We start from the raw sequence: 13,950 nt of genomic DNA, 5'->3' as shown, positions 1-13,950 counted from the left end.
CCAGAGATTGGCCCAGACATTCACATTAAAACTTAAATCCCAAATCCAGCGAAACAACCCGGTTTTTAGACGTTAGCTCATTGGCCCTTGCCACGTTGATCAGACCGCGCTGGTAGCTCATGCCAATATTAAATGCATTGTTCTGGTTGATTCGGTACTGGACACCCGCACCCAGCAGCAATTCAACATCCGCAAAACCATATTGCCGACGAGTGCCGCCACTTTCGGCCATGTAGAGGCCATTACGGGCGGGCTCAATGGCGTGTTCAGCCAGTTTGATGCTGATCAGTCCACCGGTTTGCACATATAGACGCATGTTGGGGCCGATGTTGTTGGCAAACAGTTTTACCGTAGCCGGCACCTGTAAGTACTGCAAATTGTAGATAGACTCCTTCTCGGGAGCGCCCGGATTCCAGACAGCCTGTCCAAATGAGCCGGGCATCTGAAACCCCGACCGCTTGATGGTGTAAAAAAGACCGGTGCTGAAGGCGTAACGATCCTTAAAGAAAAAGTAATCCAGCGTGGGGCCAACACTCATGCGAACCCCCGCGCCGTTGTTCCGAAAACCGGCATACGTCCCGACTCCTTCGGCTGTGTTGATGTCGAGGGAGGGGGCAAACCGAATGCCCATTTCGATCAGGTGACTGGGCCACTGATAATCGGGGCCGGAACCATAGCCGTTGTTATCGGTCTGGCCGTTGGTTGTCTGCTGTTGTTTCCGCCGACGGCGCTTGCGGTCGTCGTCATAGTCCTTACGATTCTTGTCTTGACCGTCGTAATTATCGCCCAAAATTTTCCGGAATCGCTTCTCCGTAGCGGCTGATTCCTTCGTTCTCATTTGGTATAAGGCGGGTGATGTGGATTGCGCCCAGCTGTAGCTGACAGACATCATGACCAAAATCAATCCGAACCCTGCAACTTTTTTCATAATTTTGCACGTTTTCTATATTGAAAACACGTGATTTTCATGCGAATACAATCGGCCATCGTCGGCCTTTTTTGCTTCTTTTTACTGACTTCGTGTACTAAAAACGAAGATGTTACGCTTATCCGGCTCGACCAGCAACTTTTCCCCGGTAAATCGCCCGATAGTGTTCAGGCTATACTCAACCGGAATCCGGCGGTAGCTCAATTGTACTTTAACGCGAACGGAGCCGGAAATGATACAGCACTCGTCCGGGAATTGACCAACCGGGTCGCTAATCCGGCCCTCAACGAGCTAAATAAGCAGGTTCAGGCTGAATTTGGTGATATGGCCGATCTGAAAAGTCAACTGGCCGAAGCCTTTACCAACATAAAAAAAGACTTTCCTGATTTCAAGACGCCCAAAGTCGTTACTGTTGTTACCGGCTTCATGGGTCCTGACTTAGTCGTTACGGATAGTTTGATTGTGATTGGTCTCGATTATTTTGTTGGCCCTAAAGCTAAATTTCTGCCGCCCGCACAGGAGTACCCGCAGTACATCCTTCGCCGGTATCAGAAACCGTACATCGTTCCGGCCATCATCTTCGCCATTTCCGATAAATACAATGCCGCCAACCGCGCCGACCAAACCATGCTGGCCGATATGGTCTATTATGGTAAAGGGTACGTGTTTACCAAGGAGATGTTGCCCGAGGTAAATGGCGAACCGGTTGCCGATAGTCTGATTATCGGATACACAGACAAACAACTAACCGAAACGTTTAATGCGCAGGATATAGTTTGGGCGCATTTTATTGATAATCAGCTTTTGTACCAAACGAGTTCGGCTACAAAACAGCGCTATTTGAACGAACGGCCCTTTACCGCCGAAATAGGGCAGGCTTGCCCCGGCGCAATTGGTCGCTGGGTCGGCTGGCGAATTGTGGGCCGCTACCACGACGAACATAGTAATGTTAGCATTCCTGAATTAATGCGAAACGCCGACGCCCGACAAATTTTCGAGCAGTCGGGATATAAAGGACAGAAAGAATAGTGAATTAGTGATAGTAGTAAAATAAGTGCGGTAAGTCCTCCAGTGAAAACTTACTGCACCCAATCACCTACTACACCATTCTACCAAAACAATGGCAAAAAGGGGAAGAAGTTTTGGCGAAGAAGCCAACGAAGAGGACAAAAAGAAATTCAGCCGGGAAGGGTTCAAGAAAGCCCTGAACATATTCCGGTTTGTGAAGCCCTACCGGCTTCAGTACATCATCGGGTTCGTATTCCTGATTTTGTCGACGGGCACCACCATGAGCTTCGGGTTACTCATTGGGCAGATCACGAGCGTTATTCAGGGGAAATCAGCTTTTACGCTGAATCAGGTAACTCTGTTTTTTGTAGGCGTACTGGTGGCGCAGGCCATTTTCTCGTTTTTTCGTATTTACTTTTTCTCGCAGGTGAGCGAACGGGCCATGGCCGACGTGCGCCGGGCGGCTTATAGTAAAATCATTACCCTGCCCATCACGTTCTTCGAGAAACGGCGCGTAGGCGAACTGACCAGCCGCATCTCCGCCGATATTTCGCAGCTTCAGGACGTGCTGACGCTGACGGTAGCCGAACTGTTTCGGCAGGTGGGTACGCTAACTATTGGTACCGCTATCATCTTCTATGTTTCCTGGAAGCTGACGCTGTTTATGCTGGCAACCTTCCCGGTCATCATCGTTGCGGCTATGGTCTTCGGGCGGTTCATTCGTAAACTGTCGAAGAAGGCGCAGGACTTGCTGGCCCAGGCCAATATTATCGTTGAGGAAACGCTTCAATCGGTGAATGTGGTGAAGGCGTTTACGAACGAAAAGCTGGAAATTAATCGGTATAGCAACGCGCTGCAACTGGTTGTCAACACGGCGCTGCATGCGGCAAGGTTCCGGGGTATATTCGTGTCCTTTGTCATTTTCGCCCTTTTTGGGGGCATCATCGGCGTGGTGTGGTACGGTGGTTCGCTCGTCATGTCGAACGAAATGCCGTTTGCCGACCTGCTGACCTTTATTGTTTACACGACCTTTATTGGCGGCTCCGTAGCGGGTATGGGGGATTTATACGCTCAGTTGCAGAAAACGATCGGCTCATCAGAACGGATTCTTGAAATTCTGGAGGAGCCATCTGAGGTTGATGCGGCTGAGGAAACGCCCTTGTTTGTACCGGTGCTTGGCCATGTGGAGTTCAAAGATGTTCGCTTTTCGTACCCATCCCGTCCGGATGTGCCCGTGCTGAAAGGCATAACGCTCAATGTAGCGGCTGGCCGTAAAATTGCCCTGGTGGGCCAGAGTGGAGCCGGTAAATCGACGATCGTTCAGTTGCTGATGCGGTATTACCCCATTGGCAGCGGTCAGATCACGGTTGATGGCCGGGATCTGTCGGGCTTCAACGTGACCGAACTTCGGAAAAATATTGCCGTAGTGCCGCAGGAAGTGATGCTGTTTGGCGGCACGATTCTGGAAAATATTCAATACGGTAAACCCGGTGCGTCGGAAACGGAAGTGCGCGAAGCCGCCCGGAAGGCCAACGCGCTTCAGTTCATCGACTCTTTCCCCGAGGGTTTACAAACCATTGTGGGTGAGCGGGGCGTTAAACTGTCGGGTGGTCAGCGGCAACGGATCGCCATTGCCCGCGCTATCTTGAAAGACCCCGCCATTCTAATCCTCGACGAAGCCACCAGCTCGCTCGATGCAGAGTCGGAGCGGCTCGTTCAGGAAGCACTGGATATTCTGATGCAAAACCGTACAACGATCATCATTGCTCACCGGCTGGCCACCATCCGGAAAGTGGATCGAATTTACGTGATGCGCGAAGGCCAGATTGCCGAAGCCGGTACCCACGATGAACTGGCGACCCAGGAAGACGGTATCTACGCGAACCTGGTTAAATTGCAGTTCGAAACAATAGAGTAATGGTATTCGGTTGGCTGACGCACGTGTTGCTTTTGCGACAGCCAACCGAATACTGTAAACCAAACCTTATTATGTCTGCGGCCGCTAAAACCCTGAAAGACTTTAACCTTCGCCATACCAACGGCCGGGAGGAAGTCCTTGATTTGTTTCTGAATGCCGGTCATGCACTGGCGCATAACGACGTCGAAAACGGCCTTGGTCCCGACCACGACCGCGTAACGATTTACCGGACACTTCGGACATTTCTGGACAAAGGGCTGCTGCATAAAGTGCTGGATGATGAAGGGGGGACGAAATATGCCCTTTGCCGCGACAACTGTTCGGAGGGTCATCACCATCACGACCATGTTCATTTCAAGTGCGAAACCTGCGGTCAAACGACCTGTCTGGATAAAGTCAGTATTCCGTCCATTGCCCTGCCCGAAGGCTACAACCGCAAGGAAATGAACCTGCTCATTCAGGGCGTTTGCCAGGATTGTAACAAGTAATTGATTGTTTTTGTCATGCTGGAACGCCAGCCCGTTGACGAAGGAAGCATTTAACGTTAGCAAGACTAGATGTTGTGCTCTCGAAGATGCTTCCTTCGTTATCGTTATTCACTACCGAATGCCCCCTGAAACAACATTTCTCGAACGTCAGCAGGAATTCAGTCAGAAAGAACAGGCTGCTCAGCGCAAACACAATCAATTGGCCTTCTGGCGGCTTGTCTGGTTTGTGGGGAGCGTAGCTGCCGTTTGGGGACTTGCCCGGCTCGATCAGCAACTGGCGGCCGTTGGAGCCTTACTGGTTGGCCTGATTGGTTTTCTGGTGCTGCTCAAAATACACCAGCGCGTTAAATACGAACGTGACCTGAACCACCAGCTGGTGTTTGTGAATCAGGATGAAGCCGCCCGACTAAAACGTCAGTACTTGCGGCCCGAAACCGGAGATCAGTTTACGAGCCCCACCCACTATTATGCCGGTGATCTGGATGTTTTCGGCAAACACTCACTCTTTCGTCTTCTGAACCGGACCCATACCTACGGTGGCCAGAAACGGCTCGCTGCGTGGTTGAAAGCACCGGCCTCACCCGATTCCATCCGACTACGTCAGGAAGCCGCAGCGGAGCTAAATCCGCAAATCGAATGGCGTCAGCAGTTCGAAGCACTGGCGTATGTCGAACCGACCGTTAACCAATCGCCCGATGCGTTACTGAAATGGGCAAATGCCGCAACGTCGCCCTTACCGGGTTATCTGGCTATTGTTCGATTTGTTTTCCCGGCTTTCACATTGGGTTTGTTTGTGGCCTGGCTACTGGGTTATGCGCAGGGGGCTGCCGTTCTGCTGGCGTTGGTGGGTCATGCGCTGGTACTGACACAAACCTCGGCAAAGGCCAAAGACCTTAGTGAACAGACTTTTGAAATATCAACCGCGCTCAAGGCATATCGGGCGCTGTTCCGGCAGGCGGAGCAGCTGAAAGGCAAAACGATTCGCTTACGGGCCATTCATCAGGCCTTAGCGGCTGAGAAACAGTCAGCTTCCGAGGCCATCGGGCAATTGGGCCGGTTGACGGAAGGCTTGAACTTCAGGCGAAACCCTTATTTCTTTCTGCTCTTCGGCATTGCCACCCTGTGGGACATTCACTACCTGCTTCGTCTGGAGCGCTGGCGGCAAACCTATGGACCGTCACTCAGCCATTGGTTCGACGCACTCGGTGAACTGGAAGCGCTGAATAGCCTGGCGGGTTTCTCGTACGCCCATCCCGCCTACGCCACTCCCGATATTGTCGATGATGAGTTCATGCTGGAATTGACATCGGCCGCGCATCCGTTGCTGGCGCAGAACAATAGTGTTGCCAACTCCCTGATCATGCGGGGAGCCGGTAAGACCATTCTGATTACGGGATCCAATATGTCGGGAAAAAGCACGTTTCTGCGTACGGTAGGTACGAACGTCATTCTTGCATTAGCAGGAGCCGTCGTGCGGGCCGATCGGTTCTGGTGCTCTCCGGTACAGGTATTTACGAGTATGCGGACACAGGACTCGCTGGAAGAAAGCACCTCGTCGTTCTATGCCGAATTAAAACGCCTGCAAACGCTAATTGGTCTGACAAATCCGGCAAAAACAACAGAAGTCTCCTCGCAACGGCGCCTGCCTGTCCTGTACTTTCTGGACGAAATTCTGAAAGGGACGAACTCGGCTGACCGCCATCGGGGGGCGGAGGCTCTTATTCGTCAGCTGCACCACACCACGGCATCGGGTTTTGTATCGACCCACGACCTTGAGCTGGGTCAGCTTACGGATGCTGACGGCTTTGTGCGTAACTACCACTTCCAGTCGGACCTCGTTAACGGCGAGCTTGTGTTCGACTATAAACTTCGGGATGGTATCTGCAAAAGTTTCAACGCCAGTCAGCTGATGCGGGCCATTGGTATCGAGATGGATGGCGTGAAGGAGTGAGTTTCACTTTTCACTTTGGCTTATAGTCTAATTCAATTTGAGGAAGTAGAATGATGTACAGCGGGCGGCCCCGCCCGTTGTACATCATCTCACTATAACAGCCGCTCGCGAGGGTGGCTACTTTTTTATGCAGCCATTCGTGGAGTTATATAGTCCTGTCTGCTTAAAAACCCAAACAACCCCTTTAACCTCTTGTTAGATATACCGAAAGCAGTATATTTGCCGTTAGGATAATAGTATGCACGCATACTATTATTGGTATGTTTAAGTAGATGGCAATGAAGCGCACCCTTTTGAGAGTACAAAACATAAAAAAAGCCTTCCCGATTGGGAAGGCTTGCGTTAGGGTGGTGGTGATGGACGGAATCGAACCGCCGACACAAGGATTTTCAGTCCTTTGCTCTACCAACTGAGCTACATCACCCTGAAACGTGGGTGCAAAAGTACTTATTCATCGGCTTTTTGCAAGCATATCTTGTAGAATATTTTTTGTGAAGTACAGGCGTCTGTGTCAATTCATTGATTACCAGACGAAATAAGTCCCTTAAACGAATGGAAATTTTTCAACAAATTTTATTTGTCGCGGCTTTAGCAGTCGTGGCCTGGTACATCACCAAGCGAATTCAGCTTATTTCCCGGGCTATCAAGCTCGGTCGGGCCGAAGATCGGACGGATCATCCAGACGAACGACTGAAAATAATGCTACTGGTTGCCTTCGGTCAGAAGAAGATGTTTGCCAATCCGCTGGTGGGTGTCATGCACTTTGTCATATATGCCGGGTTTATTATTATCAACCTCGAAATACTGGAGATCATTCTGGATGGCATTCTGGGTTCACACCGGTTGTTTGCGCCCTACATCACGCCTGTTTATCCCTTTCTGATCAACGTATTTGAACTACTGGCCTTTGGCGTGCTGGCCGTTTGCGTAGTGTTCCTCTGCCGTCGTTTTGTCGCGAAAGTAAGCCGGTTTCAGCCGGAGCGCCACCGCGAAATGGCTCGCTGGCCTCAGGCCGATGCCGCGATCATTCTGATCGCTGAGATTTTGCTCATGATCGCCTTCCTGACCTGGAATGCCTCCGACAGTGTGCTGCGCGACCGGGGTGTTGGGCATTACGGTGAGCTGCAGGGCATCGTGCCGGACTTTATCATTAGCCAATACCTGAAGCCGCTCTTTGCCAACTTTAGCGATACGGGGCTGGTAGCGTATGAACGCATAGCCTGGTGGCTACACATCCTGGGTATTCTGGCCTTCGCGGTGTATGTGACCTATTCCAAGCACCTGCACATCGCACTTGGCTTCCCCAATGTTTACTTCTCCGACTTGCAACCCAAAGGCGAGATGCAGAACATGCCCGAAATCACCAAAGAAGTACAGTTGGCTCTTGGGCTGCCACTCACAACAGATGCTGACGGCTCGCAGACGAATGATAATGGCGATCAGCCGGCTGAGATTGGTCGTTTTGGAGCGAAAGATGTGCAGGATCTGAAGTGGATAAACCTGATGAACGCCTATAGCTGCACCGAGTGCGGGCGTTGTACATCGGCTTGTCCGGCCAATATTACCGGTAAAAAATTATCGCCCCGCAAGATCATGATGGACACCCGCGACCGGCTCGAAGAGATTCAGCAGGGCTGGAAAACGAATGGACCGGATTACCGCGATGACAAATCACTGCTGAACGATTACATCACGGCCGAAGAACTCAACGCCTGCACCACCTGTCAGGCCTGCGTGAACGCCTGTCCGATCAATATCAATCCGCTGGACATTATTCTTCAGTTGCGCCGGTATCGCGTCATGGAGGAATCGCAGGCACCAGCTTCCTGGAATGCGATGTTCAGCAATATCGAAAACAACATGGCTCCCTGGAAATTCTCACCCAGTGACCGATTCAACTGGGCCGATCAGGTGAATGACTAACCCCTCCAGGAAACTAGGATAACTGAAATGACGACTGAAAAAACATACAAAGTACCGACAATGGCCGATATGGCTGCATCGGGCGAAGAACCGGAAATTCTGTTTTGGGTGGGTTGCGCAGGCTCGTTCGACGACCGCTACAAACGCGTAACAATTGCCTTCGTTCGCATTCTGAACCACGTCGGTATCAAGTTCGCCGTGCTGGGCCCCGAAGAGGGCTGTACCGGCGACCCGGCGCGTCGGGCCGGAAACGAGTTTTTGTTTCAGATGCAGGCAATGTCCAACATTCAGGTGCTGAACGGCTATAACGTCAAGAAAATCGTGACGGCCTGTCCGCACTGCTTCAACACTTTAAAGAACGAGTATCCTGAACTGGGTGGCAATTATGAGGTTATTCACCACTCGCAGTTTTTGCAGGGCCTTATCAACGAAGGTCGCGTTCGGGTAAAAGATGGCGAGTCGTTCAAAGGTCGGCGGATCACGTTTCATGACTCCTGCTACCTGGGCCGTGCCAACAAAGTATACGAAGCTCCCCGTGAGGTTCTGGCCGCGCTGGATGCAGATCTGGTCGAAATGAAGCGTGTTCGGGCAAACGGACTCTGCTGCGGTGCGGGTGGTGGCCAGTACTTTAAAGAGCCGGAACCCGGTAAGAAAGACGTGAATGTTGAGCGGGTAGAGGAAGCGCTCAGCACCGGTGCCGATACCATCGCTGTTGCCTGCCCCTTCTGCATGACCATGATGTCGGATGGTGTTAAGAACAAGAACAAAGAAGATTCCGTCCGCGTCTACGACATCTCGGAACTGATTGCGCAAGGACAGGGGTTGTGAAGAAAATATAGGATGTATGATATAGGATATATTTTTGCACATCATACATCAAATACCCTACATCATACATAAAACCATGTACATTGACTTTGACAAGCTGCCCGATACGGCCCGGGTATGGGTGTATCAGGCAAATCGTGCGTTGACCGACGGCGATGTGAAAACGATTGAGGAGACGTTACGGCCTGCGTTAAGTCAGTGGGCAGCGCACGGGCAGCCGTTGCTGGCGTCAGCGCAGGTTGCCGAGAGTCGATTTCTGGTGGTTGGTGTCGATGAGGGGTATTCGCTACCCAGCGGCTGCTCGATCGACTCATCCATGCGCACAGTGCAGGAAATAGGTCGTCAGCTTGGCGTTGACTTCTTCGACCGTTCGGCAGCTGTACAAACGGCTGAGGGATCGGTTCAGACGTTTGCTTTGCCAGTCATCAAAGAAGCTGTGACGAACGGACAGCTAACGCCCGATACATCGGTGTTTAATACATTGGTTAAGACAAAAGCGGAATTCCTGTCAGACTGGCGGATTCGGGCTGCGGACTCGTGGCTGAAGCGTTATTTTAAGTCCATAACCGCTTAAAAAGGCTTAATAAGTAGATAAAGCCGGTCAATGACTATTCTATAAGGATAGTCATTGACCGGCTTTAACGTTGACAGATGATGAATCGTTCACTGCCAAATCGTCATATTAGCCTGATTTTAAACCTTTTTTTTGAACAAAGGATTGATTTTTGTAGTCAACCTGAGATAAGACTCGGCGAATGGGTTTTTCATAATTATCGAATTCGTTGAGTTGGCCGACGGTACAACGGCAATTTACTCTTACTTTTATGGCGACTATACCCGAAGTTATGTCAGATACGCCAACTCGTGATGACCAGGACCGCATTGGCGGGCCAACTGGTTCGGACCAATTGTTACCCGACGGAGACTCCGTTGAACAGCCATCGGCTGACACACCCGCGCGCCGGTATACCGACGAGCAAAAATATCAGGTTTTCAATAAGGAGTTCATGCCCCACATTGACTCCATGTACAATTTTGCCTTTCGCCTGACCACCGACGAGGACGACGCCAACGATCTGGTGCAGGATACATATTTGAAGGCATTCCGGTTTATTTCATCGTTTGAGCAAGGAACTAACGCAAAAGCGTGGCTGTTTCGGATACTGAAGAACAGCTTCATTAACGATTATCGGAAGAAAAGTAAAGAGCCAGCCAAAGTAGATTATCAGGACGTTGAAACGACCTATAACTCTGAAGACGCTGAATCTGAGCATACAGTCGACCTGCGGGCCGAGTCTGTTTCTGACTTGATTGGCGATGAAGTGGCAACAGCCTTAAACTCGTTGCCCGTTGATTTCCGGACGGTTATTATTCTGTGTGATATCGAAGGATTCACCTATGAAGAAATGGCCAAAATTCTGGACATCCCAATAGGAACGGTACGGTCCCGTTTACACAGAGCTCGTAACCTGTTGAAAGAAAAATTGCGCGATTACGCATCTTCAATGGGTTATAAAGAAGAAAGTGAAGAATAAACCGAACTTTTTCTAACACTGTATTGGTTCTACTAATAACTTAACGTATTATTATTCTTGGAATAAATAAAATTTTTCCAATGCAAACGTCGTCATCACTATCATCTTCTTCATCAGACTCCAAGCCACAGATGAAAGAACATTGCGACCATCAGGTCGACTGCTTGAAGATGATTCAGTTGATCCTGGATGGAGAAGCTACAGATCAGCAACTCGCCCGATTAAAAGATAATCTGGTATCCTGTCAACCGTGTATCCAAATGTATCACCTCGAACAAGAGGTAAAAGAGTTGTTAACGAAGCGAATGGAAAAGAGATGCTGCCCTGAACAGTTGGTGGCAACGATCAAAGCCAAGATCCTGACGTTTAGCTAATTCACGAAGACATTTGATTGGGGTAATTAGGGCGACGCTTCCGAAGCTAACCTTAATTACCCCAATTTTATTTATTGATTCAACCAATCGAAATCCTGCCGTGGACGGTAAACTGATCATTTTTTCTGCCCCATCCGGTTCGGGCAAAACGACTATTGTCAAGCATTTGCTGGCCGAGAATAACAATCTCGGCTTTTCTATTTCGGCCTGCACCCGCGATCGCCGGGGACGCGCCGAAGAGAATGGCAAAGATTATTATTTTCTGACGCCGGAAGAATTCAAGCAACGAATTGATAACGACGAATTCGTTGAATGGGAAGAGGTGTATGTTGGTGCCTTCTACGGTACATTGAAATCGGAAATCGAACGACTCTGGCAAAGCGGCAAGCATGTGCTGTTCGATGTGGATGTGCAGGGCGGCCTGAAACTCAAAGAATATTACGGCGACAAAGCGCTGGCAGTTTTCGTAAAAGTGCCCAATGAGGAAACCCTTCGCCAGCGGTTAATTGGCCGAGGCTCAGAAACCGAAGAAAGCTTGTCGAAACGCCTGTTCAAAGTGCATTTCGAGATGAGCTTCCAGGATCGCTTCGATGTGGTTCTGGTGAACGATGACCTGGAAACATCCCTGCAAAAAGCCCAGACGCTGGTTGACGATTTTGTCAGAGAAAACAAGGTACCTGAGAAGGGGACGGTTATTTAATAGTATGTATTAGGAGTGAGGAGCGAGGAGGGAGAATAGCTGACGCAACTCTTTATACTTCGCGTCAGCTATTCTCTCTCTTCGCTCCCAACTCCTCACTCCCATGAAGATTGGTTTATTCTTTGGCTCTTTCAACCCGATTCACATCGGGCACTTGATTATTGCCAATACGATGGCGACCACGACGGATCTTGAACAGGTTTGGTTCGTGGTATCCCCCCAGAATCCGTTTAAGAAAACGAAAAGCCTGCTGCACGAGTTTGACCGGCTCGACATGGTGGAGCGCGCCATTGCCGATAATAGTCGGTTGAAAGCGACCAACATCGAGTTTTCGATGCCGAAACCCAGCTATACCATAGATACCCTCACCCGGTTAGGCGAAAAGTATCCGCAGCACACCTTCCGGCTCATCATGGGCGAGGATAACCTGGAGCAGTTTGCCAATTGGAAAAACTACGATAAGGTTTTGGAATACTACGGTCTGTATGTATACCCCCGCCCCAAGAGCAAGGAAAGCGAATTCAAGCTACATCCAAACGTGCGCTTAGTCGAAGCCCCCCTGTTAGATATTTCCGCTACGTTCATTCGGGACAGCATCCGGGCCAACCGCTCCATTCGATACATGGTGCCCGACGTAGTAGAGGAGATGATCGAGCGGAAGAAGTTTTATTTGTAATGTACCCACGGGTTTTAACCCGTGATCAATCATAGAAACATCAATTCCGGAAACACGGACTAAAGTCCGTGGGTACATTCACGGAATACCGTTCTGAAACGTGATCTCCGTGGCCAGACCAATCGCACTCATGCGGATGGCTACCGAACGGCTCATGGATTTCTCCACCGGGAAGTTACACTGAGGCCCTTTCTCCAGAAAATAAATATAGAACTTCTGGTTTCGGTCGGCGATCTGATTGACGTCGGGACGCCCTAGTAAATCGCCGATGGTATTGGCCGTTTTACCTTTCAGATTCTGAATCTCAGCCCTGAAGTCTGGTTCCAATGTGGCCCGTACGCCATTACAGCCGCCCCGGTCACCCCGCCATTTATTAAGATCGAGCTTGCCAAACTTATCGGGAGATGAGTAGCAACCGCTGACCAATACTGTTGCGAACAGCACGTATAAAAACTTCATAAACTTCGATTTTACCAAAAAGGCGGCATTTAAATGCCGCCTTTTTGGATAGTGATTATTGTTCGTTGTAAACTACTTGCAGCAGCGTTTGGCCAACAGCCTTTAGCGTACCCCGGTCAATATTGCTCATATTATCGTCGGCGGTGTGCCAGGCAGGGAAGAAGCCGCCTGTCCCGATGTTCGTATGGATGATGTCGATCATCGGAATTTTGGCAATGGTATTGGGCGCTACGTGGTCGTCGGTGATCTGACCGCCGGGGGTATCTACAAAATACTGGCTATAGCCTGCCCGGCTGGCCGTTTGCCAGACATTGTTGACAACCGTAGGGGCAAACTGCATCGACAGCCCTTCTTTGGCAAATGTGGCTCCTTTGGCGCCAACCATATCCAGGAGAATACCATAATAGGCCGAATAACCCGGCTTATGCAGGTTTTTAGCCCAATAGCGGGAGCCCAGACAGAAGCCAATGTAATCGAACTGGTTGCCGCTTTCCTTTTCAAAATCGTTACTGGCTTTTTCACCATTGCCCCAGTCTTCAGCATCGAAGAAAATAATATCGATACCTACATTGGGCTTTGTCTGGCTTTGCTGAATGGTGCGGGCCAGTTCCAGCAAAACACCAACGCCACTGGCCCCGTCATTGGCGGCCGTAACGGGTTTGTTCTGGTCGGCCTTGTCAGCGTCCTGATCGGCGTGAGGGCGCGAATCCCAGTGCGACGCCAGCACAATGCGCTTGGTCGCTTTGGGGTTGATGCTGCCAATGATGTTACGGGCATTCAGTTTCTTGCCATCCCAGGTGGTAGCCACAAACAATTGCTCCGTCACCTCACAACCAAACTGCTTTAATTTAGCGGTCAGGTAATTGCCGGTTTGCACGTGAGCGGGTGTGTTGGGCACCCGCGGCCCAAACGCTACCTGCCGATCTACGTAACTGTAGGCCGAATCGGCGTTGAAGGCTGGGGCCGACACCATAGCCGGTTGTTCGGTGGTCTGCGTCGTATCAGACTGCGATTGTTTGGTTCGGCAGGCACCCGCCGTCAATAACAATAGCGCCGGAACTAAGAGGAATGAAGATTTAGTCATTGAAGTAAGTCTGGGCTAAGCTCCAGCTTGGCCCTGATTCATTATACCGGGCTTGGGCCAAGCTGGAGCTTAGCCCAG

At 50.4% G+C, this 13,950-nt stretch carries 14 protein-coding genes and 1 tRNA gene; 11 read left to right on the top strand and 4 right to left on the bottom strand.

All coding sequences use genetic code 11. The features are described 5' to 3' along the window. Positions 1 to 25: 25 nt before the first annotated feature. Complete coding sequence (locus ACYVK4_RS26640) at positions 26 to 928, bottom strand: porin family protein (protein WP_461130613.1); 903 nt, start codon at positions 926 to 928, stop codon at positions 26 to 28. Between the two features lie 39 nt (positions 929 to 967). Here ACYVK4_RS26640 and gldB point away from each other — a divergent pair, with 39 nt between their 5' ends. The 4 genes from gldB to ACYVK4_RS26620 all read left to right on the top strand — a co-directional run bounded on the left by gldB (position 968) and on the right by ACYVK4_RS26620 (position 6,293). Beyond that, positions 968 to 1,957, top strand: a complete 990-nt coding sequence (gene gldB, locus ACYVK4_RS26635; RefSeq protein WP_461130612.1) for a gliding motility lipoprotein GldB — start codon at positions 968 to 970, stop codon at positions 1,955 to 1,957. Positions 1,958 to 2,048: 91 nt separating this feature from the next. Continuing rightward, the gene (locus ACYVK4_RS26630; RefSeq protein ID WP_461130611.1) at positions 2,049 to 3,854 is read left to right on the top strand and encodes an ABC transporter ATP-binding protein; all 1,806 of its coding nucleotides are present in this window, start codon (positions 2,049 to 2,051) and stop codon (positions 3,852 to 3,854) included. A gap of 71 nt (positions 3,855 to 3,925) precedes the next feature. Next, positions 3,926 to 4,342, top strand: a complete 417-nt coding sequence (locus ACYVK4_RS26625; RefSeq protein ID WP_461130610.1) for a Fur family transcriptional regulator — start codon at positions 3,926 to 3,928, stop codon at positions 4,340 to 4,342. 118 nt (positions 4,343 to 4,460) lie between these two features. After that, the gene (locus ACYVK4_RS26620) at positions 4,461 to 6,293 is read left to right on the top strand and encodes a MutS-related protein (RefSeq protein WP_461130609.1); all 1,833 of its coding nucleotides are present in this window, start codon (positions 4,461 to 4,463) and stop codon (positions 6,291 to 6,293) included. A gap of 348 nt (positions 6,294 to 6,641) precedes the next feature. On the opposite strand, the gene ACYVK4_RS26615 is transcribed toward ACYVK4_RS26620, so the two are convergent. Then, positions 6,642 to 6,717, bottom strand: a tRNA-Phe gene (locus ACYVK4_RS26615). Between the two features lie 128 nt (positions 6,718 to 6,845). Here ACYVK4_RS26615 and ACYVK4_RS26610 point away from each other — a divergent pair. The 7 genes from ACYVK4_RS26610 to nadD all read left to right on the top strand — a co-directional run bounded on the left by ACYVK4_RS26610 (position 6,846) and on the right by nadD (position 12,329). Beyond that, a complete protein-coding gene (locus ACYVK4_RS26610) occupies positions 6,846 to 8,216 on the top strand; it encodes a 4Fe-4S dicluster domain-containing protein (protein WP_461130608.1) in 1,371 nt (456 codons plus the stop codon). 27 nt (positions 8,217 to 8,243) lie between these two features. Beyond that, a complete protein-coding gene (locus ACYVK4_RS26605) occupies positions 8,244 to 9,044 on the top strand; it encodes a (Fe-S)-binding protein (protein WP_461130607.1) in 801 nt (266 codons plus the stop codon). Between the two features lie 76 nt (positions 9,045 to 9,120). Then, entirely contained in the window at positions 9,121 to 9,618 is a 498-nt protein-coding gene (locus ACYVK4_RS26600) for a hypothetical protein (RefSeq protein ID WP_461130606.1), read from the top strand. 250 nt (positions 9,619 to 9,868) lie between these two features. Then, positions 9,869 to 10,579 carry a sigma-70 family RNA polymerase sigma factor gene (locus tag ACYVK4_RS26595; protein WP_461130605.1) on the top strand — a complete coding sequence of 237 codons (711 nt, stop codon included), beginning with the start codon at positions 9,869 to 9,871 and terminating at the stop codon, positions 10,577 to 10,579. A gap of 131 nt (positions 10,580 to 10,710) precedes the next feature. After that, on the top strand, positions 10,711 to 10,953 hold the full coding sequence (locus tag ACYVK4_RS26590) for a hypothetical protein (protein ID WP_461130631.1): 243 nt from the start codon (positions 10,711 to 10,713) through the stop codon (positions 10,951 to 10,953). Positions 10,954 to 11,053: 100 nt separating this feature from the next. Beyond that, positions 11,054 to 11,653, top strand: coding sequence for a guanylate kinase (gene gmk / locus ACYVK4_RS26585; protein ID WP_461130604.1), 600 nt, complete (start codon positions 11,054 to 11,056; stop codon positions 11,651 to 11,653). A gap of 103 nt (positions 11,654 to 11,756) precedes the next feature. Continuing rightward, entirely contained in the window at positions 11,757 to 12,329 is a 573-nt protein-coding gene (gene nadD, locus ACYVK4_RS26580) for a nicotinate (nicotinamide) nucleotide adenylyltransferase (protein ID WP_461130603.1), read from the top strand. Between the two features lie 78 nt (positions 12,330 to 12,407). On the opposite strand, the gene ACYVK4_RS26575 is transcribed toward nadD, so the two are convergent. Beyond that, positions 12,408 to 12,788 carry a hypothetical protein gene (locus ACYVK4_RS26575; RefSeq protein WP_461130602.1) on the bottom strand — a complete coding sequence of 127 codons (381 nt, stop codon included), beginning with the start codon at positions 12,786 to 12,788 and terminating at the stop codon, positions 12,408 to 12,410. A 55-nt stretch (positions 12,789 to 12,843) separates the two neighbouring features. Continuing rightward, positions 12,844 to 13,872, bottom strand: coding sequence for a M28 family peptidase (locus ACYVK4_RS26570; protein WP_461130601.1), 1,029 nt, complete (start codon positions 13,870 to 13,872; stop codon positions 12,844 to 12,846). Between the last annotated feature and the right edge of the window lie 78 nt (positions 13,873 to 13,950).

It is taken from the genome of Spirosoma aerophilum (genome assembly GCF_054782495.1).
Note: the sequence above shows the minus strand (reverse complement) of the source record. Positions and strands in the feature narration are given on the sequence as shown.

What these genes read in the sequence shown, in the direction of transcription:
- ACYVK4_RS26605 (WP_461130607.1), top strand. Translation starts at nt 8,244, where the DNA reads ATGACGACTGAAAAAACATACAAAGTACCGACAATGGCCGATATGGCT.
- nadD (WP_461130603.1), top strand. Translation starts at nt 11,757, where the DNA reads ATGAAGATTGGTTTATTCTTTGGCTCTTTCAACCCGATTCACATCGGG.
- ACYVK4_RS26570 (WP_461130601.1), bottom strand. Translation starts at nt 13,872, where the DNA reads ATGACTAAATCTTCATTCCTCTTAGTTCCGGCGCTATTGTTATTGACG.
- ACYVK4_RS26610 (WP_461130608.1), top strand. Translation starts at nt 6,846, where the DNA reads ATGGAAATTTTTCAACAAATTTTATTTGTCGCGGCTTTAGCAGTCGTG.
- ACYVK4_RS26575 (WP_461130602.1), bottom strand. Translation starts at nt 12,788, where the DNA reads ATGAAGTTTTTATACGTGCTGTTCGCAACAGTATTGGTCAGCGGTTGC.
- ACYVK4_RS26595 (WP_461130605.1), top strand. Translation starts at nt 9,869, where the DNA reads ATGGCGACTATACCCGAAGTTATGTCAGATACGCCAACTCGTGATGAC.
- ACYVK4_RS26600 (WP_461130606.1), top strand. Translation starts at nt 9,121, where the DNA reads ATGTACATTGACTTTGACAAGCTGCCCGATACGGCCCGGGTATGGGTG.
- ACYVK4_RS26620 (WP_461130609.1), top strand. Translation starts at nt 4,461, where the DNA reads ATGCCCCCTGAAACAACATTTCTCGAACGTCAGCAGGAATTCAGTCAG.
- ACYVK4_RS26630 (WP_461130611.1), top strand. Translation starts at nt 2,049, where the DNA reads ATGGCAAAAAGGGGAAGAAGTTTTGGCGAAGAAGCCAACGAAGAGGAC.
- ACYVK4_RS26640 (WP_461130613.1), bottom strand. Translation starts at nt 928, where the DNA reads ATGAAAAAAGTTGCAGGGTTCGGATTGATTTTGGTCATGATGTCTGTC.
- ACYVK4_RS26590 (WP_461130631.1), top strand. Translation starts at nt 10,711, where the DNA reads ATGAAAGAACATTGCGACCATCAGGTCGACTGCTTGAAGATGATTCAG.
- ACYVK4_RS26625 (WP_461130610.1), top strand. Translation starts at nt 3,926, where the DNA reads ATGTCTGCGGCCGCTAAAACCCTGAAAGACTTTAACCTTCGCCATACC.
- gldB (WP_461130612.1), top strand. Translation starts at nt 968, where the DNA reads ATGCGAATACAATCGGCCATCGTCGGCCTTTTTTGCTTCTTTTTACTG.